This window comes from Actinomycetes bacterium (assembly GCA_036000965.1).
In the GTDB taxonomy this organism is placed as follows: Bacteria; Actinomycetota; CALGFH01; order CALGFH01; family CALGFH01; genus DASYUT01.
The window spans coordinates 1-18995 of sequence record DASYUT010000148.1 but is presented as its reverse complement, the minus strand read 5'-3'; the positions used below and the strand labels follow the sequence as shown (position 1 = coordinate 18995).

The following is an 18995-nucleotide window of genomic DNA, read 5'->3' as shown; positions in this document are numbered from 1 at the left end:
GCTGGACCGGATCGGTCGGCGCGGAGGCGACGCGGCGGCTGGCGTGTGACGCCGACCTGACCCGGGTGCTGGTCACCCGCGGCCCCCACCCCGACCCTGGCAGCGGCAGGGACGACGCCACCAGCCACCCCGGCGGCGACGGCGAGGGCTGGGACGGCTGCCGGGACGGCCAGGCCGGTGGGGTTGGTGCGGGTGGGCTGGCCGCCCGGTTGCGGGCGGCCCGGCGGCTGCTCCCGCCGGCGCTTGGGGGGCCGCCGACCCAGCCGTTGGAGGTCGGCCGCGCCACCAGGACCGTCGCCCGCGCCCAACGCACCGCCCTGGTGGTGCGGGATGGTGGCTGTGGGTTTCCCGGGTGTGACCGGCCGCAGAGCTGGTGTGAGCATCCTATGGGGAGGAAGTCAAGGACGAGCCTGAGGGTGGATGGGCGTGCGGGATCGGCTCGACGGGTGGTGCACCGGTCGAGTGAACCTGGTGTGTGTGTGGTGGCTGCTGTGGGCGGTGCCTGGCCCGTCTCCCCGGCTCTGCCTAGCGTGCAACCGGGTTTGGCCCAACATCCTGTATCCGAGCTTGGGGGGAGACGGGCGGGGCTGCTCATGCTCACACGCGGGTGATCCCCAAGGCGCTGTTGCATCTGCTATGAGCAAGCCCGAGCAGGCAGAGTGTCGGCATGAGCACTCTTCACCCTCGTCCCGCTCCCATCGCTCGGTCTGCCTTCGCCGGCTGCTGGTTCCCGCCCGAGGTGATCGTGTTGGCTGTGCGCTGGTATCTGCGCTTTGGCCTGTCCTATCGCGACGTGGAGGAGTTGCTCGCCGAGCGTCATCCAGCAGTACCTCGGCGCCGGGCTGGTGGATGAGCTGCAGATCCACGTCGCGCCGGTCCTGCTCGGCCAGGGCAAGCGGCTGTTCGACCACCTCGGCCCCGAGCAGATCGAACTGGAGCGAAACCGGGTGGTCGAGTCCCCGTTCGCCACCCACCTGCGGTTCCGGGTCGTCAGGTAGCACCGCACGCCCGACGCGGCCCACAGACCACGCCGTCGGTGTCGAAGGATTGCGTTCGTCAGGCACCAGGCGGGATCCGACTGACGGATCCGACCGCCCGTTCGCAAGCAGGCCACACCTGAGGAGTGAAAGGTGGAACTCGGTGTTTCCCTTCCTACATTCGGATCGACCGCGTCACCCGAGGCCATCGCCCAGGTTGCCGAGGGCGCCGAGCGCATCGGCCTGGCCGCGGTATGTCAGATCATGATCTGACTCGAGACCTCGGGCGGGCCGGCTCGGCGAGCCTGTAGGGGTTCGCCATCGACCTGGCGGGCAAGGACGGCTACGAGGACTCGGTGCTACCGGTCGGCCTGCCCGAGGAGGCCCTGGACTGCGCCTGCGGCTCTCCCTCGCCGACCCCAGCGCCTGGCAGGAATACCTTCAACCAGCCAGCTCCTGACCACCCACGAACCTCCAAACAGGAGCACCAAGGTCACGCGGAAAGGAGCAGCGTCGTGGACGTGTATCCGACCCTCGCCTATCGCAACGTCAACCTCGCGCTCGAGTGGCTTGGGAACGCGTTCGGCCTCGAGCCGCGCGTCTTCGACGAGGGGGACATCGAGGAGATCCATCATGCGGCGCTCATGCACGGCGACGGGATGGTGCTCGTGGAATCCGAGCGCCCCAACGAGCTGCACGGCCGCCACAGCGGGCGGGGCTGGGTCTACGTCGCGGTGGATGACATCGATGGCCACTACGAGCGGGCGAGGGCCGCTGGCGTTGATGTGCTGAATGAGCCCCACGACGCCATGGGCGGCGCCCAGCGCGGGTACAGCGCGCGTGATCTCGAGGGCAACCTCTGGACTTTCGGCACAGCGAGGCCCAAGCGGTGACGGAGACCCTCTTGCGACGCGGAACGAGTCTCACCCCAGAGGATCGGTGAAGTTGCCCGGTTCGGTGGACGGGTTTGGTCTGTCCCTGGTTTCGTGGAGTCGGGGAACTGGATTTCTTCATGCCACGGTGGTGGGCTGGAGGTTCTCGACTCGTTCGGGCTGAGCATGCCCATGGCGCTGTGTCGGCGCAGGCCCTGGCTTGGAAGGTCGGGTCACGCCTGACCGCAGCCAGCGGAAGGCCTGAACCTGTGATGAGCAGGCCAAACGCCGCGCCGCGCTGTCACGACGAGTTGTACATTGTCCGAACACCCGAGACGTCTGATCAGGGCCTTCCGGTGGTTCGGCTCTTCACGGGGACCGGGCAACTCGGCGCAGTGCCTGGCGCGGCTGACTCTTGTAGCGTATCCGCCGGCTCAGGTCGTTTCGGTGAGCACTTGGTCCAGGACGCGGCCGCACTGCTCAGGGAGGGCCACGAATCCGCCGTGGTCACCGGGGAAGTCGACCACGGTGGTACCGAGCTGGTCGGCGAGTGCCACGGCGGTACGGTTGGCGAGCTGCCCTTTCGACGTGGTCCCGCCGGCGACCACGATGCGCGTCGACGCCGCCCGCAGCGCCTGGATGTCGGGCCGGTAGCGCGTGGTCGGGCGGATCAGGTGCGCCAAGAAGTGTTCGGTGGTGGCGCGCATCCGGGCCATCTGCTCCGGAGAAGGTTCCCAACGCGGTGCGTCCGCCTCCTGGCCGGGCGCGTCGCCCAGGCCGGCATGGGTCATGAACTTCTGCATCGCCTTCTCGGCCCCGTCGGCGCGGTACGTGTCGTAGATGTCTTGGATCTGGGCGCGCACCTGCGCGTTGTCGGGCAGCAGCTCGACCACCGGAGGTTCGTGGGCGACCAGCGTACGCACCTGGTCGGGGTGGGCGGTGACCAGCGCGAGCCCGACGACGGCTCCGCCGCTGCTGCCGAAGACGTACACCGGGTCGCCGCCGAGCGCGGACAGCAGGCGGTGTACGTCCTCGGCCTGCTGCTCGGGCGTCACGTCTTCGGTGGTGTCCTCGCGGCTGCTGTTGCCGATGCCGCGCGGGTCGTAGGTCACGACGGTGTAGTCGTCGGCGAGCGCGTTGGCGAGTGGGGCGAAGCCGGTGCTGTCCATCGGCGAGCCGAGCATGAGCAGCAGCGGGCCGGAGCCCCGCCGCTCGTAGTAGAGCCGTGCTCCAGGCACGTCCAGGGTGTGAATCGTCGGATCGGAGTCAGGCATGGCGAGTCGTCCTTTCGTGCTGTCGCGACCACGTGACGCTACACGATTAGACCAGGGCCGACTCGAAACTCATCGGCGGGTGCTTCGCCGGCGACCCGAGCCGGTTGGTCAGCTGGCCTCGGGTCCGTCGATCCGCCCGGCGCCGAACGTCTGCCGCAGCAGCGCCACGGTCTGCTCTCGAGGATACTGACGTCCTGGGTGCCAGTCTCATCGTCCAGCGGCTGGTCTTCGGGGTCGAAGCCCTCCTGCATGGATGGTGGCTCTTCGTCCGTGGCGGACCGGCCCCGTCGTCTGACGCAGTGGCGGGCTTGGCCGGCTGGGTTGCCGTCCGGCGTCCTCTCGGGGCCGCCGTCCGGCTCAGACCCGAGGCCGCGTCCGCCACCAGCTTTGCGTGGTCGCGCCAGCCGTACCAGAAACTACCGTTGCCGAGGAAGGGCACTGACACCCTACTGGTGCGTGCAGCGCGGAGTCGCGGCGACGCCTCCGGTGACCTGCACGGATAGGAAAGAGGTAGGAATCCGGTAGGTGCACCGACCAGATCCTCGCAAGCCACACGGGAACGCGTATCCATTGGCGAGATCGCCATCGCCGACCCACACGCATGGGCCAGCTACTACGGCGCCAACCTCGACGAGCTCCACATGCCCTTCAGCTTCCGGCTCGTCGGCGTGCCCTGGCAGGCCGCCGCAGTCCGCGACGTGATCGACACGATCGAAGCCGTCATGCCGCCCGGCGCGTGGCCCACGTGGGTACTCGGCAACCACGACGAACCCCGGGTAGCCATCCCGCCTGACCTTGGCGTGGTGGCCTGGTAGCTGGATCGTCCGCCCGGTGACCAGCGGTGCTGCCGATATCGGGGTGTTCGGATTGTGCAAGTTGAGTCCGCACTTGCCGCCCCCGAACCTGTGATGAGCAGGGGAAACAGTGCTGTGTGCCGTCACGGCGAGTTGTACATTGTCTGAACACCGGTGACCCGACTCGCTGGCAGTAAGAACGGCCACGAGCGGCAGCGCGGGGCGGGCGCGAGCGTCCGCGCAGGAGCCACCCTGCGTGCCTTCAGAGCACGCCCGGTATCACGTCGTAGAGCGCGCTGCCAACGCCGGGTAGGGCTGGCTGTTCGGGCTGCCTGTTTGGCTGCCTTGGCTGCGGGGCAAGGATGGAGCATCACGCGGAGGAACCGGCTTGGGCGTCGGGGCCGCTGGGGAGACGAGCATGCGCCGACTGTTGACCGGTGGGACCGTCTGGGCCGAGACGACCTGCATGCCACGCGCCACCTGGCTGCTGGTTGACGAGGGCCGCGTGGTCGCGGTCGGCGACCACGACGAGCTGGGCGGGACCCAGCCGCCGCCCGCCGACCAACTCCTCGATCTCCGCGGCGGCCATGTCCTGCCCGGATTCGTCGATGTGCACCTGCACCTGAGCCAGGCGGCCTGGTTCCCGCTTGGCGTGGACGGCTTAGGCTGGCGGAGCCTGGCCGACGCCCTGCATGCGGTGCGCGTCAGTGCCGCCGCAGCGCCTGAGCCGGATGCGCCGTGGCTGCTGTTTTGGAGGGTCGCGCGCTGGAGCTGGCCGGAGGGGCGGCTGCCGACCGCCAGGGAGCTGGACGAGGTCGCGCCGGGCCGGCGGGTGCTGGTCTCCACGCTGGACATGCACCGCGGCGCGGTCTCCTCCGCGGGCCTGGCCGCGATCGGGCTCGCCACCAGCCGCGGCACCACCGGCTTCGGCCACGATGTCACCTGTGACCGGCGGGGCCGGCCCACGGGCGAGCTGTGGGAGACAGCCTACGGGCTCGCCCTGCAGCGCGCCCTCACCGACACCATCGCGCACGCCGACGAGGCCGGCGACGCCGGCGTCCAGGCGGTGCTTGTGGCCGAGGCCAACCGCCTGCTTGCCCACGGCATTACCCACGCCCACGACCCCTACGTGTCGCCGGACTGGCACGAGCGCATGGTCGCCCTGCACGCCGCCACTCCGCTGCGGCTGTCGTGGGGCACCGGCGCCCCGGCGGGGATGCACACGAGCCCACCCGGTCCGCAGGCGGCGCCCGACGGGCCCTACGGCGACTCGGGCCGGGAGGTGAAGCTGTTTGCCGACGGCGGCGACCGGTGCGCGTTCCGCCTGCCCGTCCGGGCGCTGGTCGGCCTTGTTGGCGGCGCGATCGGGGAGGCGTGGCGGCTGCGCGCCGCCGGCCCGCTGCGGGAGGCGCTGCGCCGCAAGCTGGTCGTGCGCCCCGGCCGCCTCGAAGCCCCGTACCTGCGCTACACCGACGACGAGCTGGCCGGCCTGATCGCCGCGTATGCGGGGGGCGGGGTCAGGGTGCGCATCCATGCGCTGGGCAACCTCGCCGGCGAGCAGGCCGCCCGGGTGCTGCGACGGGTTGGCGTGCCGCCGGGCGCCGCCACGATCGACCACCTGCTGCTGCTTGATCCCACCACCGCCGACCGCGTCGGCAGCACCGGAGCGCCCGTCTCCTACCAGCCTGGCTTCCTGCCCCGCTACGGCGCCATGCTGCAGGCGGCGCGGGCCGACCGCTACCTGACCGTGCTCGGCGGGCGGCTGCTGCTGCAGGCGGGGGTCCCGCTGGCGCTCAGCTCCGACCACCCCTGCGGGCCGGTTGACCCGCTCCACAACCTGCGCGCCGCGGTGGAGCGGCGGCTGCCAGGCGCAGACGGCCGGCAGCTCCAGCCAGAACAGGCGCTCACCCGCGCCGAGACCGTCCGTGCGGCGACCGTGACCGCGGCGGGCTCCCTGCAGGCGCCCGGTGGCGGTGGGCTTGCGCCCGGCGAGATCGCCGACTTCGTCGTCTGCGACGGCGACCCGTTCCAGGAAGGCACCCGGGTGGCCCAAACCTGGATCGGCGGCAGGCTGGTCTGGCAGGCGCCCGGCCAGGAAGGGTCTGGTGGGCCCACCTCGACCTCGACGTCGACCGTGTCCGCGACGCCGACGTCGAGGTCGCCGCGGCGCTGACCAACCAGGGCAATGCCATGGCATGCCAGAAGGGAGAAAGGAGCACCGTCATGATGACCGGGCTGCTGGGCGCATTCATGTGGCTGATGATGGGCCTGATGCTGGTCGGCCTCGCCACCGGCGGCGTCGCCTGGGCCCTGCGGCGCCTGCGGGGCCGACCCTCCGGTCTGCCGCCACAGGCGGATGAGACGCCCGAGGGGGGCTTGCGGCGCCGCTATGCGGCTGGCGAGATCGACCGTGACGAGTACCTCCGCCGCCAGCGCGACCTCACCGAGCACTGACCGTCCCCAGCGGATTCCCGGCGCGGCCCGCCACGCGCTGTTTCCCTGTGACCAGGCCGACGCGCTTGTCCTGGCCCACACATTCGGCCAGGACACAGACCTGGACGGGCCAGTGACGTTCGCGCTTGCGGCGACTGTATAGGGTGGCGGGTCGTGGTGTCAGAGAGAACGGACATGGCCATGTCAAGGCCGGTGTTGATGGCAGTCGATGACGCCCCAGCGGCGCTTGGAATTCTCGAGCAGGAGCTCGACAAGCGCTATGGGGCAGACTACCGGGTGATCTGCGAAGGCAACGCGGAGGCTGGGCTGCAAGGGCTGGAGCAGATCCAGGCGGACGGCGGGCAGGTAGCGCTGGTGCTTGCCGACCAGTGGATGCCCACCATGACCGGGGTGGCGTTCCTGACCCGCGCCCACCGCCTGCATCCCACCGCGCAACGAGCGCTGCTGATCGACTGGGGTGATCGCTCGACCGCCGAGCCGATTCTGCAGGCCGCGACCTTCGGCCAGATCGACGATTGGGTCGACAAGCCCTCCCAGCCCGGCGATGAGCGGTTTCACCAGGCGATCAGCGGGTTTCTCTACGAGTGGGCGCGGCTGCACCGTCCGCGGTTCCAGGCTGTCCGGGTCGTCGGCGATCGGTGGTCGGCCCGATCGCATGAGCTCCGGGACCTCCTCAGTCGCAACAGCATCCCGTCCGGCTTCTACCCGGTGGACTCCGAGGAGGGTCAGACGCTCCTCGGCTCGGTCGACGCGACCCGCGAGCAGCTGCCGGTGGTGGTGCTGTTCGACGGCCGGGTCCTGGCCAATCCGTCCAACGCCGCGCTCGCCGAGGCCCTGGGGGTGCGGACGCGCCCTGCGGCCACCACCTACGACGTCACCGTGATCGGGGCGGGCCCGGCCGGCCTGGCCGCAGCGGTGTACGGGGCCTCCGAGGGGCTGCAGACCGTCATCCTGGAGCACGAAGCCATCGGCGGCCAGGCGGGTACCAGCTCCAAGATCCGCAACTACCTCGGCTTCCCCAGAGGCGTGAGTGGCGCCGAGCTGGCGCAGCGGGCCTACGAGCAGGCGTGGATGCTTCGGGCCGACTTTGTCTACGGCCAGCGCGCTGTCGGCCTGCGTGCGGCCGGACCCGACCGAATGGCGAGCCTTAGCGACGGCAGCGAGGTCGCCAGCCGCGCGGTGATCCTCGCCACTGGCGTGAGCTACCGGCGCCTGGGGGTTGCCGGCTTGGAAGCCTTGATCGGGGCGGGGGTGTTCTACGGCGCCGCCGCCTCCGAGGCCCAGGCCATGAAGGGCCAGGAGGTGTATGTGGTCGGCGGGGCCAACTCCGCTGGCCAGGCTGCCGTGCACCTGGCCAGGTACGCCACCCACGTCACCATGCTGATCCGAGGTTCCTCGTTGGCCGCCACCATGTCGGACTACCTGGTCCGGGAGCTCGAAGCGGCCCCCAACGTCACCGTCCGCCTGGGGCTAGAGGTCGTCGACGGCCACGGCGACGGGCGGCTCACCAGCCTGACCCTCAGAGACCGGCGATCCGGTGCGACTGAGACCGTTCCGGCCACGGCCTTGTTCGTCCTGATCGGCGCAGCGCCGCACACTGGCTGGCTGCCGGAGGCCATCCAACGGGACCGGTGGGGGTTCATCGTCACCGGTGCCGACCTGCTGCAGGACGGCACGCCGCCGCCGCCGTGGACGCTGGACCGCCCGCCGATGCTGTTTGAGTCGAGCATGCCTGGAGTGTTCGCGGTCGGCGACGTCCGCCACGGGTCGATCAAGCGGGTGGCCTCTGCGGTCGGGGAGGGCTCGGTCGCCATCCGGCTGATCCACGAGTACCTCAACAGCGGATAGGCCGGCGGTCCGCCAGCGGTGCGGGTCAGGAGGCGACCCAGGGCTCCGTCGTTCTCCCGGAATGTCCGTTTCATCCGAGGGTGATCCCGAGGGTGGTGAGGGGCCGGGTGGGCACTGTTGCATTGAGCGATCACCTGTCCGGCTGCCTCCACTCGGCCGCTCCAACACGGCGGATTGCGGTCACAATCGCGGGATTCAAGTCATTCTCGGCGCCCCCGCCATGGGGACAGCCTCCACTCGGCTGGGCTTCGCCGACGTCTTCCGGCTCAATGCAACAGTGCCTGCGGGCCTCGGCGGCGTTCGAGGCCGCGGTGCCGTGGCGGGACCGCTGGCCTCCGGTCCTGGCGGACTTGGGGTTGTGAGCCACGGGCGGGCGCCTCCCACGCGCTGGATGGGCGTTCGTGCCGGCACCCGGTCCGGTGGCGGCTCAGGCAGCCCCCGCAAGCCAGCGGCCGTACAGGTCGGCGAAGCGACCGCCGGCGGCCAGCAGCTCGCCGGGCGGGCCGGCCTCGACCACCCGGCCGTTCTCGATCACCGCGACCTGGTCGGCCTCGGTCGCGGTGGAGAGCCGGTGGGCGATCACGACGGTGGTGCGTCCCTGGCGCAGCCGCCGCAGGGCCTGCTGCACCCGCGCCTCGGTGACCACGTCCAGGTTCGAGGTGGCTTCATCCAGGATGAGCAGGGCCGGGTCGGCGAGCCAGGCGCGGGCAAAGCCGATCAGCTGGCGCTCCCCGGCCGACAGCAGGGCGCCGCGCTGGCCGGCCTCAGTGTCGTAGCCGTGGGGTAGGTCGGCGATGACCTGGTCGGCGCCGACCGCGCGGGCGGCCGCCTCGACCTCGGCGCGGCTTGCGTCGGGGCGGCCGAAGCGGATGTTGTCGGCCACTGTGCCCGAGAACAGGAAGCCCTCCTGCGGGACGTAGCCCATGGCGGTGCGCAGGTCGGCCAGGCGGACCTGGCGCAGGTCGACACCGTCCAGGGTCACCCGCCCGGCCTGCGGGTCGTAGAACCGGGCGACCAGCTTGGCCACGGTCGACTTGCCCGCGCCGGTTGGCCCGACCAGGGCCAGCGTGGTGCCCGCGGGCACGTGCAGGTCGATGCCGTGCAGCACCTCCCCGGTCCCGGCCGGCCCGCCGTCGACGTTGGCGAGCCCGCCGTCGACGTTGGCGGGCCCGGCGCCGTTCCCGGCCGGCCCGGCGCGGTCCGCCTCCGGCCCGGCGCGGTCCGCCTCCGGCGCGGCGGCCGCGGCCCCGGAGGCGGGTCCGCCGTCCGGCACGGACGCGGGTGCGGCGTAGGCGAAGCGCACGCCCTCGAGGCGTATGGCGCCCCTTGGCGCGGGCAGGGCGACCGGGTGGGCCGCCTCGCGGACCGTCGGCTCCTCTGCCAGCACCGCGCCGATCCGCTCGGCGCCGGCGGTGGCCGCCTGCAGCGTGTCGTACAGCTCCGAGAGCTGCTGCACGGGGTCGAACAGGCTGCGCAGGTAGAGCAGGAACGCGGCCAGCGTGCCGATCGCGAGGCTTCCGCCGAGCACCTGGGCGCCGCCCAGGCCGAGGACGACCACGGTCGCGGCGGTGCCCACGAACTCGATCCCCGGGAAGAAGACCGAGGCCAGCGCGATCGTCCACCAGTGGGCCCGGCGCTCGGCGTCGTTGGCGGCGGCGAGCCGGTCCAGGGTGGCCTGCTCCCGCCGGAACGACTGGATCGCCCGCACCCCGGCCATGGCCTCCTGGGCGTGCACGGTGACCACTGCGGCGGTCTCCCGAACCTGCCGGTAGGCAGGTGCCGACCGGCGCCGGAACCAGGTCGCGGCCAGGGCCACGAGCGGCGCCACGGCCAGGGTGGCCAAGGCCAGCCTCCAGTCGAGGACGACCAGGACCACGCTGATCCCCAACAGGGTGACCAGGCTCGTCACCAGGTTGACGAGCCCGTTGGTGACCAGGTCGCTCATCGCCTCCACGTCGCTGGTCATCCGGGCCACCAGCCGGCCGGTGCGCTCCCGCTCGTAGAAGTCGAGCGAGAGTCGCTGCAGGTGGCCGAAGAGGCGGCGGCGCACCGCGAACAGCACCTGCTGGCCGACGGTCGCGACCGTCAGCGTCTCCACCCGGCCGGCCAGGAACTGCACCAGCGCGAGCGCCACGTAGGCGACCACCACCCGGTCGATCACCTCGAGCCGGCGCGGGACCACGCCCTGGTCGATGGCGACCTTGACCAGGTACGGCATGGCGAGCGTGGCCGCGGTCTGGGTGAGCACGGCGAGCGAGGCGACCACAACCAGGCCGCGGTGGGGGCGGGCCAGGGGCCACAGCCACGCCCTGGCCTGGCGGCCCGACCCCCTGGGCCGCTCCCGCTCGCGCGCCGACTCGGCGGCCTGGGCCCCCCGCCTGGGCGGCGTCCCGCCCGCGGCCCCCCCGCCCGGGCCGCGGCCCGCCCCCGGGCTAGACATGGGCCGCCCGGCCCTCGGTCGCCGCGCCCTCGGCGCTCTCCGCGACCAGGCGGTCCACGCCGGCGCCGGAGTGGGCGAGCACCGCGCGGTAGCGGGGCTCCCGCTCGGCCAGGTCCTCGTGGCTGCCCACCGCGGCTACCCGGCCCCGGTCGAGCAGGACGATCCGGTCTGCGAGCCGCAGGGTCGCCCGCCGGTTGGCCACCAGCAGCACCGTGGCGGTGCCCAGGGCGTCGTGCAGGCCGGCCAGGATGCGCGCCTCGGTGGCGACGTCCACCGAGGAGAGGGCGTCGTCCAGGATCAGCACCCGCGGTCGCATCAGCAGTGCCCGAGCCAGCGCGACCCGCTGCCGCTGGCCGCCGGAGAGCGTGTAGCCCTGCTCGCCCACGACCGTGTCGAGCCCGTCGGGCAGCCCCTCGGCCACGTCGAGGGCGGCGGCCGCGGCCAGGGCGGCCAGCACCTCCTCGTCGGCCGCACCGGACCGTCCGAAGGAGACGTTCTCCCGCAGGGAGGCCGAGAACAGCACCGGCTCCTGGTGGACCACGGCGACCGCCGCCCGCAGCGAGTCCAGCGTGAGCCCGGCCACGTCGTGGCCGTCGACGAGGACCCGGCCCGTGCTCGGCTCGTAGAGCCGGGGCACCAGCGCGGCCAGGGTCGACTTGCCCGAGCCGGTGCCGCCCACCACCGCCACCCACGCCCCCGCCGGCACGTCCAGGTCGACGTCGACCAGGCTCGGGCGCCCGACGTCGCCGTAGCGGAAGCGCACGCCCTCGAAGGTGACCCGGACGCCCCGGGGCCCGCCGCGGCCCAGCGGCCGCTGGCCCTGAACCTGGCCGCGGCCGGGCCCGGGGTCGGGTTCGGGCAGCGGGACCGCGCCGGGCCGGTCGGCGATGCCGGGCGGCTGGTCCAGCACCTCGAACACCCGCTCGGCGCTGGCCGCAGCCCGCTGCGCGAAGCCGAACAGCATGCCCAGGGACTGCAGTGGCCAGGCGAGCAGGACCAGGTAGGAGTTGAAGGCGACCAGGGTGCCGAGCGTGATGCTGCCCTCGGCGGCCAGCCGGCCCCCGTACCACACGATCGCGGCCAGGCTGAGCTGGGGGAGGGTGGCCAGCAAGGGGGTGTAGAAGGCGCGCAGGCGGGCCGCCTTCAGGTTCTCGGACAGGATCGAGCTGGCCTCGGCCTCCAGGCGTGCCTGCTGCTCGGCCTCGCGCCCGAACGCCTTGACCACCCGCACGCCGGCCGCGTTCTCCTCCACCACCGTGGTGAGCTCGCCCACCTCCTGCTGGACCTGCCAGTAGACCCGGTGCAGGCGGCTGTTGTAGCGCACCGCCCCGTAGACCAGCGGCGGCCCCACCGCCAGGGTGACCAGCGTCAGCCTGGGGGAGAGGGTCCACATCTGGGCGCCGGCGATGAAGAACGTCAGCAGGTTCAGCACGCTGAACATGAGGCCCCAGGACAGGAAGTAGCGCACCGAGCGGATGTCGGAGGTGTAGCGGGACAGCAGCTGCCCGGTCTGGACCCGGTCGTGCCAGCCGCTTTCCAGGGCGAGCAGGTGCCTGGCGAGCCGCGCGCGCAGGTCCACCTCGACGTCGGTACCGATCCGGGCCGAGGTGTTGCGGCGCAGGCCGGCGCAGGCCCAGCGGACCAGCGCGAGCACCACCAGCAGCGCGGTCTCCCGGCCCACGACGCCAGGGACCCGCCTGGTCAGGCCGTCGTCGATGATGGTCCTGATGATCCTGGGGATGAGGGTGGTGATCGTCATCATCGCCACGCCGAGCGTGAAGGCGACCAGCGCACGCCGCCAGAACGGCCGCAGCAGCCCGACGATCCGCCGGAGCGTGGGCAGGGCGAGGTCCTCCGGCGGTGGTTGGGTCGTGTAGGCCAGGTCTGGCTCCCCTCGGTCGATGTTCCCCGTTCAACGTAGAGCAGCCCCCTGACGTTCCGCCGTGCAACGTCGAGCAGCCCGTGGCGTTCCCCCGTGCAACGTCGAGCAGCCCCTTGAGGTTCCGCGATTCCAATGAGGCCGCCGAAGGGGAGTAGCGTTGGAGCCCAGCGCTTGCTTCACGCCACAGCGACCCGCCTGGGAGACCTGCCATGAGCGTCCCTGGATCGATCCGCAATCCCCTGCGGTCGGGCAACCCGGCCCTGAACGAGCGGGTGCTCACCGCACCGCCCGAGCCTGTCGGCATCGGCGAGGGCCGCATGACCGTCCAGGGCACGGTCAACAAGACCGCCCTGCTGCTCGTCCTCGCCCTGGTCACTGCGAGCGCGACCTGGGTGCTCGAGTCCGCCGACCCGGCCGGCGCCAGGGGACTCGCGCTCGGGGCCGCCCTGGTCGGGCTCGTCGTGGCCATCGTGACCATCGTGAAGCCGCGCTGGGCACCGGTCACCGCGCCGGTCTACGCGCTCGTCGAGGGCATCGTGCTGGGCGCCGTGTCGATGCTGTTCGAGGCGAGCTACCCGGGCGTGGCGACCCAGGCGGTCGCGCTCACCTTCGGGGTTCTCGGGGTCATGCTGCTCGCCTACAAGACCGGGCTGGTGCGGGTGACCCAGCGCTTCCGCACCGGCGTGATCGCCGCCACCGGCGCCATCTTCCTGGTCTACATGGTCTCCCTGCTGCTCGGCCTGTTCGGCGTGCGGGTGCCGTTCCTCAACGACGCCAGTCCCCTCGGCATCCTGGTCAGCCTCGTCATCGTGGCGGTGGCCGCGCTCAACCTGGTGCTCGACTTCGACTTCGTCGAGAAGGGCGCCCGGGCCGGTGCCCCCGCCTACATGGAGTGGTACGCCGCCTTCGGCCTGCTGGTGACCCTGGTCTGGCTCTACCTCGAGCTGCTCCGCCTGCTCTCCAAGCTCCGCGAGCGCTGAGCGCTCGCTGCCCAGTTACCTGGTCGGGTCGAGCGCAGCTCACCTCGGTGTGTCGGCGCTGAAACGGCCAACGTTGTTGGCCCGCGAGCCTGAAGCCCTCGCGCTTCCGGGGGCTGGCCGCGCGCCTCAGGTGGCGCGGACCCCGTCAGGCCGACCGGGTGCGGCGGCGGGGTTCGACGGCGGCGGCCAGGGTGGCGGCCAGGCGGTCGGCCTCGGCCGGGTCGCGCAGGGTCGCGACGGTGATCCGCACGGCCGGGCCGGAGCGGAGCCGGTAGCGCTCGCCGGCGGCCACCGCCCAGCCCGCCTCGAGCAGCAGCGCGACCGTGCCGGCCTCCTCCGGCACCGGCACCCAGACGTTCAGCCCGGAGTCCCCCTGGCCGGCGATGCCGTGGCGGGCGAGCGCCCCGACCAGCGTGGCGCGCCGGTCGGCATAGGCGGCGGCCGCCCGCTCCAGGGCGCCCGCGGTGCCCTGGTCGGTCCACAGCTCGGCCACGATCCCCTGCAGGACGTGGCTGACCCAGCCCGGGCCGAGGAGCTGGCGGCCCTCGACCCGGCCGATGGTGTCCGGGTCGCCGGTGACCACCGCCACCCGCAGGTCCGGCCCGAGCGCCTTGGACACCGACCGGACCACCGCCCAGCGGGGCCGGCCCTGGCACAGGCTGCGGTACGGCGCGCCAGCGACCGTGCCGGCGTGGTCGTCCTCGACCACCAGCGTCCCGGGGTGGCCGTCCAGGACCTGGCGCAGCTCGGCAGCCCGTTCCGCGCCGAGCGCCGCGCCGGTCGGGTTCTGGGCCCTGGGGGTGAGCACGGCCGCCGCTGCCCGCCGGCCGAGCGCCCGGTCGAGAACGCCCGGCAGCGGGCCGCCGCGGTCCAGGCGCACCGGTTCGGCCACCAGCCCGAGCGCGGCCACCAGGTCGAACACCTGCGGGTAGCCGGGGTCCTCGACCGCCACCCGGTCGCCGGGGCGCAGGTGGGTGGCGAGCACGCGCTCGACGCCGTCCATCGCCCCGCTGACCACCGCAACCGGACCAGCCGGCACGCCGTCGCCGGCGAGCTGGGCGCTCGCGGTCTCCACCAGGGCGGGCAGGTCGGGCCGCTCGTCGTACAGCCGGGCACCGAGGTCGAGGCGGGGAAGCACCGGGCCGACCGCCGGGAGCAGGGCGGGGTCGGGGTTGCCGGTGGCCAGGTCGTGCACGCCGGCCGGCAGAGGAGGAGCGGGGCGGACCGGCAGGGGCGGGCGGTCCGCGACCTGGGTGCCGCGCCGCCCGCTGGCCGTCACCACTCCGCGGCGGCGGAGGGCGGCGTAGGCCGCGGCCACCGTGGCCGGGCTCACCCCGAGCTCGCCGGCCAGGTCGCGGACGGTGGGCAGGTGCGTCCCGGGTCCCAGCCGATCCTCCCGCACGGCTACCTCGATGCTCGCGGCGATCTCGGCTGAGCCGCGGCCACGGACGTGGTATTGTTCCAGTACGTTCATAGTTTCGTACTATAACAAACTTCGTACTCTAACAAGCTGGGGTGAGGGGCATGTACGCGCCGACGGCGAGGACGAGGGTGCGGCGGCTCCCCGAGCGGGGCGTCTACGACCACGGGACCGTCCACCGCATCCTGGACGAGGGCTTCATCTGCCATGTCGGCTTCGTGGTCGACGGGCAGCCGTACGCCCTTCCAACCGGGTACGCCCGCGTCGGCGAGACCCTGTACCTGCACGGCTCGACCGGCAGCCGGCTCGGGCTGCGGCCGGGCATCGACGTGTGCATCACCGTCACGCTCCTCGACGGCATCGTCCTGGCCCGGTCGGCGTTCCACCACTCCTTCCAGTACAGATCCGTCATGGTGCTTGGCCGTACGCGCCTGGTCACCGACCCGGAGGAGAAGGACGCGGTCATGCGCGCCCTCGTCGACCACATCGTTCCGGGCCGCAGCCACGCGGTTCGCGCTGGCGACGGCCGGGAGCTGGCCGCGACCGCGTTGCTCGCGGTGCCGCTGGCCGAGGTGTCGGCCAAGGTCCGTACCGGCCCCCCAAGGGACGACGAGGAGGACTACGCGCTGCCGGTGTGGGCCGGCGTGCTCCCCCTGGCGCTCGTTCCGGGTGAGCCCGAGCCCGATCCGCTGCTCGATCCGTCTGTTTCCGTGCCGGAGCACGTCACGGCCTGGCGCCGCCCAGTCACCTCTCCCGACGCCTGACCGAGCTCCTTCCGTCCGCGAGACCAGCGGCGGGAGCTCGAGGCCGTCGACCTGCTCGGCATGGCCTGTTCCCTGTTCCCTGTTCCCTGTGCCCGGGCCGGCATGGCCTGTCCCTGTCCCTGTCCCTGTCCCTGTCCCCGGCGCCATGCCGGCATGGCCTGTTCCCGGCGCTGGCGCCGTGCCGGCATGGGCCACGGCCGTTCCCCGTTGCGCCCGTTCAGGCGTCGAGCAGCTCCTGGTAGAGGCGGAGCGTGCGGTCGTCGAAGGCCACCAGCCTGGCCAGCTCGACCTGGGTGGCGGCGCCCCGCAGGGTGTCGACCGCGACCCGGGCGGCCTGCTCGGGCGGGTAGCCGTACACGCCGGTGGAGATGGCCGGGAAGGCGACCGAGCGGGCGCCCAGCTCGTCGGCCACCTCGAGGCTGCGGCGGTAGCACGAGGCGAGCAGCTCGGGCTCGCCCCGGCCGCCACCGCGCCACACCGGCCCCACCGCGTGGATGACCCAGCGGGCCGGGAGCCGGTAGCCCCTGGTCGCCCTGGCGTCCCCGGCCGGGCAGCCCCCGAGCGTCAGGCACTCGGCCGCGAGCTCGGGCCCTGCCGCGCGGTGGATGGCCCCGTCGACCCCGCCGCCGCCGGCGAGCGACGAGTTGGCCGCGTTCACGATGGCGTCCACCCGTTCGCGGGTGATGTCCGCCTGCACCGCTTCGATGCGCATCTTCTCCCTCCTCGTGCCGCTGGTGGCGCCGTCCGACCAGGCCCGCCAGGTCCCCGCCCATGGGAAGAATCCGGCAGCTCGGTGAAACTACCTGGTTCGGCGTGAGTCCAAATGGATAGACAACGGGCCAGTACGGACCAGAGGTACCCCTTCGGAAAGGAAGGTCACATGATCGGGTTCATCATCGGCCTCATCATCATCGGCGCGGTCGCCGGGTTCCTGGCCAGGCTGCTGGTTCCCGGCCCCGACCCGATGAGCGTCCCGATGACGATCCTGCTCGGCATCGTCGGTTCGTTCGTGGGCGGGTTCCTCGTCAACCTGCTGTTCCGGGGTGACGCGGACATCTCGCCTGCGGGCTGGTTCGGCTCGATCGTCGGCGCGGTCATCGTGCTGCTGATCTACCGGGCCACGCTGCGCGGTCGAGGCACGCGGCGCGTCTGACCGAACAAGGCCGTGACGGCCGGCGCGCGCGCCGGCCGTCACGCGTCCGGCCCGGGGATGGCTCGGTCCGGCCCGGGGATGGCTGGATGCGGCCCGGGATGGCTCGGTCCGGGATGGCTCGGTCCGGACCTCACGGGAACGGGACGGACGCCGGGAGCTGGTGGCTGACGAACACCGAGCCGGCCACGAGCCCCGCCTTGAGCACGGCGTAGCCAGCGGCCAGGCCCACCACGGCCCGTACCGGGCGCCAGAGGCGGCCGTGCCCAGCGAGGTGGCCGGTCACGGCCATCGTCGTCAGTACGACCAACCCGTACGCGGCCAGGTGCACGGGTTGGGCCACCGGGTCCCCAGAGAGCAGGTCGAACAGGACGACGCCGAGGACCAGCCCGGTGACCGCCCGGCCGGTGCCGAGCAGCGCCGCCCCGGCCAGGGCCAGCAGGAGCGGGGCGGTGACCACGAGCCGGGTCGGGGCCGGGGTGTCGGTGAGCGCCACCAGCAGGGCGGCGGCGAACGCAAGCACCACCAGGACGTCGCGGGACAGCCCGCCGGGCAGCGCGTCGGCCAGCACGCCCCCCCGGTCGCCGGCGGCCTGCGCGGCCGATCCCTGGCTTCCCCGGCCGCCGGCGACCGGGGGCCGGCTGGCCGCGGGCGCGCGCGCGGCGACGCCCGCCGGGGGCCGGGCCGGGCCACGCCGGGCCGGAGAGGTCCAGGAGGGGGCGGGCAGGGGCAGCACGCTGTCCCCCTTGGGCTGGGCCTGCACGGCCCGCGCCTGCGGATGTGCGGTCGCGCCCGGCCGTCCCGCCCGGACGGGCGGGCGCTGGCGTGGCGGCTGGTGCTCCTCCCGCTCCCACAGGCCGGTCCCGGTCCAGGTGCGCTGGACGACCCGGGTTGCGGCCACGGCCGCGTCGGCCCGTGGGGTGCTGTTGCCGAGCAGGCGGGCGAGCAGTGCCCGGGCCGACGGCCGCTCGTCCGGCTGCTTGCACATGGCCGACTCGACCACGCCTCGGAGGTCGCCGGCGAGGCCGCCGAGGTCGGGCGGCTCGTGCAGGATGCGGTGGACGATCGCCTCGGGCGGCCCGGAGCCGAACGGGGTCCGGCCGGTGGCCGCGAACGCGACCAGCCCGCCCCAGGCGAACACGTCGGACAGCGGCGATGCGTTGTGGCGGAGCTGCTCGGGCGCCAGCCAGTTGACCGTGCCGATGAGCTTGCCGGTCTGGGTGAGCGAGGCGGCGTTCCGGGCGCGGGCGATGCCGAAGTCGATCACCTTCGGCGCCGACCGGGCGAGCAGGACGTTGCTCGGCTTGAGGTCGCGGTGCACGACCCCGGCCTCGTGGATCGCGTCCAGGGCCTCGGCCACGCCGATCGCGAAGGTCGACAGGCGGGCGTCGGCAAGCGGGCCGTCCTGCGTGACCGCCTGGTGGAGGGTGGGGCCGTCCACGTACTCGGTGACGAACCAGGGGCGCTCGGCCTCCAGGTCGGCGTCCAGGACCCGGGCCGTGCAGAAGCCCGCCACCCGGGAGGCGGCGTGGACCTCCTGGCGGAAGCGGGCCAGGAACACCGGGTCGTCGGTCAGCTCGGCCCGGATGACCTTGATCGCGACCAGCCGGTCGCTGGGTGTCTCGGCGAGGTAGACGATGCCCATGCCGCCACCGCCGAGCCGCACGAGCACGGCGTACGGCCCGAGTCGCCGGGGGTCGGCGGGAAGGAGTGGGCCGGTGACCGTCATCGTCGCGCCGCCGCCGGCTCAGCGGGCCGGCGGCCCGGGCTCCCGGTGGTCGGCGGCGGCCGCGTGGCCGGTGGCGGCCGCGTGGCCGGTGGCGCCGACTGGTTGGGACTGGCCGGGGACGCGGCCCAGGACGGCGTCGACGTCGGTGCCGTCGACGGTCTCGCGCTCCAGCAGCAGCTCGGTGAGGCGGTCCAGGGCGTCGCGGTACTCGACGAGCATGGCCCTGGCCCGACCGTCGGCCTCGCGGAGGAACTTGGCGACCTCCTCGTCGATCACCCGCTGGGTGGCCTCGGCGTAGGGCCGGCTGCGGACCTCCTCGCCGCCCAGGTACATCGGGCTGCCCGAGGCGAACCCGACCGGGCCCAGCGCCGGGCTCATGCCGAACTCGCGCACCATCCGGATGGCCAGGTC

16 protein-coding genes and 1 pseudogene are annotated in these 18995 nt (G+C 73.0%); 10 read left to right on the top strand and 7 right to left on the bottom strand.

What is annotated here, in order from left to right; translation table 11 throughout:
- The first annotated feature begins 667 nt into the window (after window positions 1–667).
- From VG276_12760 to VG276_12750, 3 genes and pseudogenes are all read left to right on the top strand, one after another.
- Window positions 668–817, top strand: a pseudogene (locus tag VG276_12760) (IS6 family transposase).
- 28 nt (window positions 818–845) lie between these two features.
- Window positions 846–998 (top strand): hypothetical protein, encoded by a 153-nt coding sequence (locus tag VG276_12755; protein HEV8650247.1) that lies wholly within the window; start codon window positions 846–848, stop codon window positions 996–998.
- A 494-nt stretch (window positions 999–1492) separates the two neighbouring features.
- Window positions 1493–1870 carry a VOC family protein gene (locus VG276_12750; GenBank protein HEV8650246.1) on the top strand — a complete coding sequence of 126 codons (378 nt, stop codon included), beginning with the start codon at window positions 1493–1495 and terminating at the stop codon, window positions 1868–1870.
- A 413-nt stretch (window positions 1871–2283) separates the two neighbouring features.
- On the opposite strand, the gene VG276_12745 is transcribed toward VG276_12750, so the two are convergent.
- Window positions 2284–3123 carry an alpha/beta hydrolase gene (locus VG276_12745; GenBank protein ID HEV8650245.1) on the bottom strand — a complete coding sequence of 280 codons (840 nt, stop codon included), beginning with the start codon at window positions 3121–3123 and terminating at the stop codon, window positions 2284–2286.
- A 641-nt stretch (window positions 3124–3764) separates the two neighbouring features.
- On the opposite strand from VG276_12745, the gene VG276_12740 reads away from it, so the two are divergent.
- The 4 genes from VG276_12740 (at window position 3765) to VG276_12725 (ending at window position 8219) form a co-directional block, all read left to right on the top strand.
- Window positions 3765–3938 carry a hypothetical protein gene (locus VG276_12740; protein ID HEV8650244.1) on the top strand — a complete coding sequence of 58 codons (174 nt, stop codon included), beginning with the start codon at window positions 3765–3767 and terminating at the stop codon, window positions 3936–3938.
- A gap of 397 nt (window positions 3939–4335) precedes the next feature.
- Window positions 4336–6090, top strand: coding sequence for an amidohydrolase family protein (locus tag VG276_12735; GenBank protein ID HEV8650243.1), 1755 nt, complete (start codon window positions 4336–4338; stop codon window positions 6088–6090).
- A gap of 50 nt (window positions 6091–6140) precedes the next feature.
- Complete coding sequence (locus VG276_12730; protein HEV8650242.1) at window positions 6141–6371, top strand: SHOCT domain-containing protein; 231 nt, start codon at window positions 6141–6143, stop codon at window positions 6369–6371.
- A gap of 198 nt (window positions 6372–6569) precedes the next feature.
- Window positions 6570–8219, top strand: coding sequence for an FAD-dependent oxidoreductase (locus VG276_12725; protein HEV8650241.1), 1650 nt, complete (start codon window positions 6570–6572; stop codon window positions 8217–8219).
- A 427-nt stretch (window positions 8220–8646) separates the two neighbouring features.
- Here the strand turns inward: VG276_12725 and VG276_12720 are convergent, their stop codons facing one another.
- Together VG276_12720 and VG276_12715 are read right to left on the bottom strand one after the other, a co-directional pair.
- The gene (locus tag VG276_12720) at window positions 8647–10659 is read right to left on the bottom strand and encodes an ABC transporter ATP-binding protein (protein ID HEV8650240.1); all 2013 of its coding nucleotides are present in this window, start codon (window positions 10657–10659) and stop codon (window positions 8647–8649) included.
- Entirely contained in the window at window positions 10652–12418 is a 1767-nt protein-coding gene (locus VG276_12715) for an ABC transporter ATP-binding protein (GenBank protein ID HEV8650239.1), read from the bottom strand. The genes VG276_12720 and VG276_12715 overlap by 8 nt, the downstream gene beginning before the upstream one ends.
- Before the next feature lie 332 nt (window positions 12419–12750).
- On the opposite strand from VG276_12715, the gene VG276_12710 reads away from it, so the two are divergent.
- A complete protein-coding gene (locus VG276_12710; protein ID HEV8650238.1) occupies window positions 12751–13521 on the top strand; it encodes a Bax inhibitor-1/YccA family protein in 771 nt (256 codons plus the stop codon).
- A gap of 145 nt (window positions 13522–13666) precedes the next feature.
- Here the strand turns inward: VG276_12710 and VG276_12705 are convergent, their stop codons facing one another.
- On the bottom strand, window positions 13667–14995 hold the full coding sequence (locus VG276_12705; GenBank protein HEV8650237.1) for an aminotransferase class I/II-fold pyridoxal phosphate-dependent enzyme: 1329 nt from the start codon (window positions 14993–14995) through the stop codon (window positions 13667–13669).
- Window positions 14996–15045: 50 nt separating this feature from the next.
- Here VG276_12705 and VG276_12700 point away from each other — a divergent pair, with 50 nt between their 5' ends.
- On the top strand, window positions 15046–15705 hold the full coding sequence (locus tag VG276_12700) for a pyridoxamine 5'-phosphate oxidase family protein (protein HEV8650236.1): 660 nt from the start codon (window positions 15046–15048) through the stop codon (window positions 15703–15705).
- A gap of 217 nt (window positions 15706–15922) precedes the next feature.
- On the opposite strand, the gene VG276_12695 is transcribed toward VG276_12700, so the two are convergent.
- Window positions 15923–16417: an O-acetyl-ADP-ribose deacetylase gene (locus VG276_12695; GenBank protein HEV8650235.1), complete on the bottom strand. Its 495-nt coding sequence runs from the start codon at window positions 16415–16417 to the stop codon at window positions 15923–15925.
- Window positions 16418–16585: 168 nt separating this feature from the next.
- Between VG276_12695 and VG276_12690 the strand changes: the two genes are divergently transcribed.
- Window positions 16586–16858 carry a GlsB/YeaQ/YmgE family stress response membrane protein gene (locus VG276_12690; GenBank protein ID HEV8650234.1) on the top strand — a complete coding sequence of 91 codons (273 nt, stop codon included), beginning with the start codon at window positions 16586–16588 and terminating at the stop codon, window positions 16856–16858.
- A gap of 130 nt (window positions 16859–16988) precedes the next feature.
- Here the strand turns inward: VG276_12690 and VG276_12685 are convergent, their stop codons facing one another.
- Entirely contained in the window at window positions 16989–18584 is a 1596-nt protein-coding gene (locus tag VG276_12685; GenBank protein HEV8650233.1) for a serine/threonine-protein kinase, read from the bottom strand.
- 18 nt (window positions 18585–18602) lie between these two features.
- On the bottom strand, window positions 18603–18995 hold a 393-nt coding region (locus tag VG276_12680; protein ID HEV8650232.1), incomplete at its 5' end, for a cell division protein FtsH.

Bases quoted from the DNA above. Each gene is read 5' to 3' on its own strand.
- VG276_12745 (HEV8650245.1), bottom strand. From the start codon at position 3,123: ATGCCTGACTCCGATCCGACGATTCACACCCTGGACGTGCCTGGAGCA.
- VG276_12740 (HEV8650244.1), top strand. From the start codon at position 3,765: ATGCCCTTCAGCTTCCGGCTCGTCGGCGTGCCCTGGCAGGCCGCCGCA.
- VG276_12735 (HEV8650243.1), top strand. From the start codon at position 4,336: ATGCGCCGACTGTTGACCGGTGGGACCGTCTGGGCCGAGACGACCTGC.
- VG276_12730 (HEV8650242.1), top strand. From the start codon at position 6,141: ATGATGACCGGGCTGCTGGGCGCATTCATGTGGCTGATGATGGGCCTG.
- VG276_12725 (HEV8650241.1), top strand. From the start codon at position 6,570: ATGGCAGTCGATGACGCCCCAGCGGCGCTTGGAATTCTCGAGCAGGAG.
- VG276_12720 (HEV8650240.1), bottom strand. From the start codon at position 10,659: ATGTCTAGCCCGGGGGCGGGCCGCGGCCCGGGCGGGGGGGCCGCGGGC.
- VG276_12715 (HEV8650239.1), bottom strand. From the start codon at position 12,418: ATGACGATCACCACCCTCATCCCCAGGATCATCAGGACCATCATCGAC.
- VG276_12710 (HEV8650238.1), top strand. From the start codon at position 12,751: ATGAGCGTCCCTGGATCGATCCGCAATCCCCTGCGGTCGGGCAACCCG.
- VG276_12705 (HEV8650237.1), bottom strand. From the start codon at position 14,995: ATGAACGTACTGGAACAATACCACGTCCGTGGCCGCGGCTCAGCCGAG.
- VG276_12700 (HEV8650236.1), top strand. From the start codon at position 15,046: ATGTACGCGCCGACGGCGAGGACGAGGGTGCGGCGGCTCCCCGAGCGG.
- VG276_12695 (HEV8650235.1), bottom strand. From the start codon at position 16,417: ATGCGCATCGAAGCGGTGCAGGCGGACATCACCCGCGAACGGGTGGAC.
- VG276_12690 (HEV8650234.1), top strand. From the start codon at position 16,586: ATGATCGGGTTCATCATCGGCCTCATCATCATCGGCGCGGTCGCCGGG.
- VG276_12685 (HEV8650233.1), bottom strand. From the start codon at position 18,584: ATGACGGTCACCGGCCCACTCCTTCCCGCCGACCCCCGGCGACTCGGG.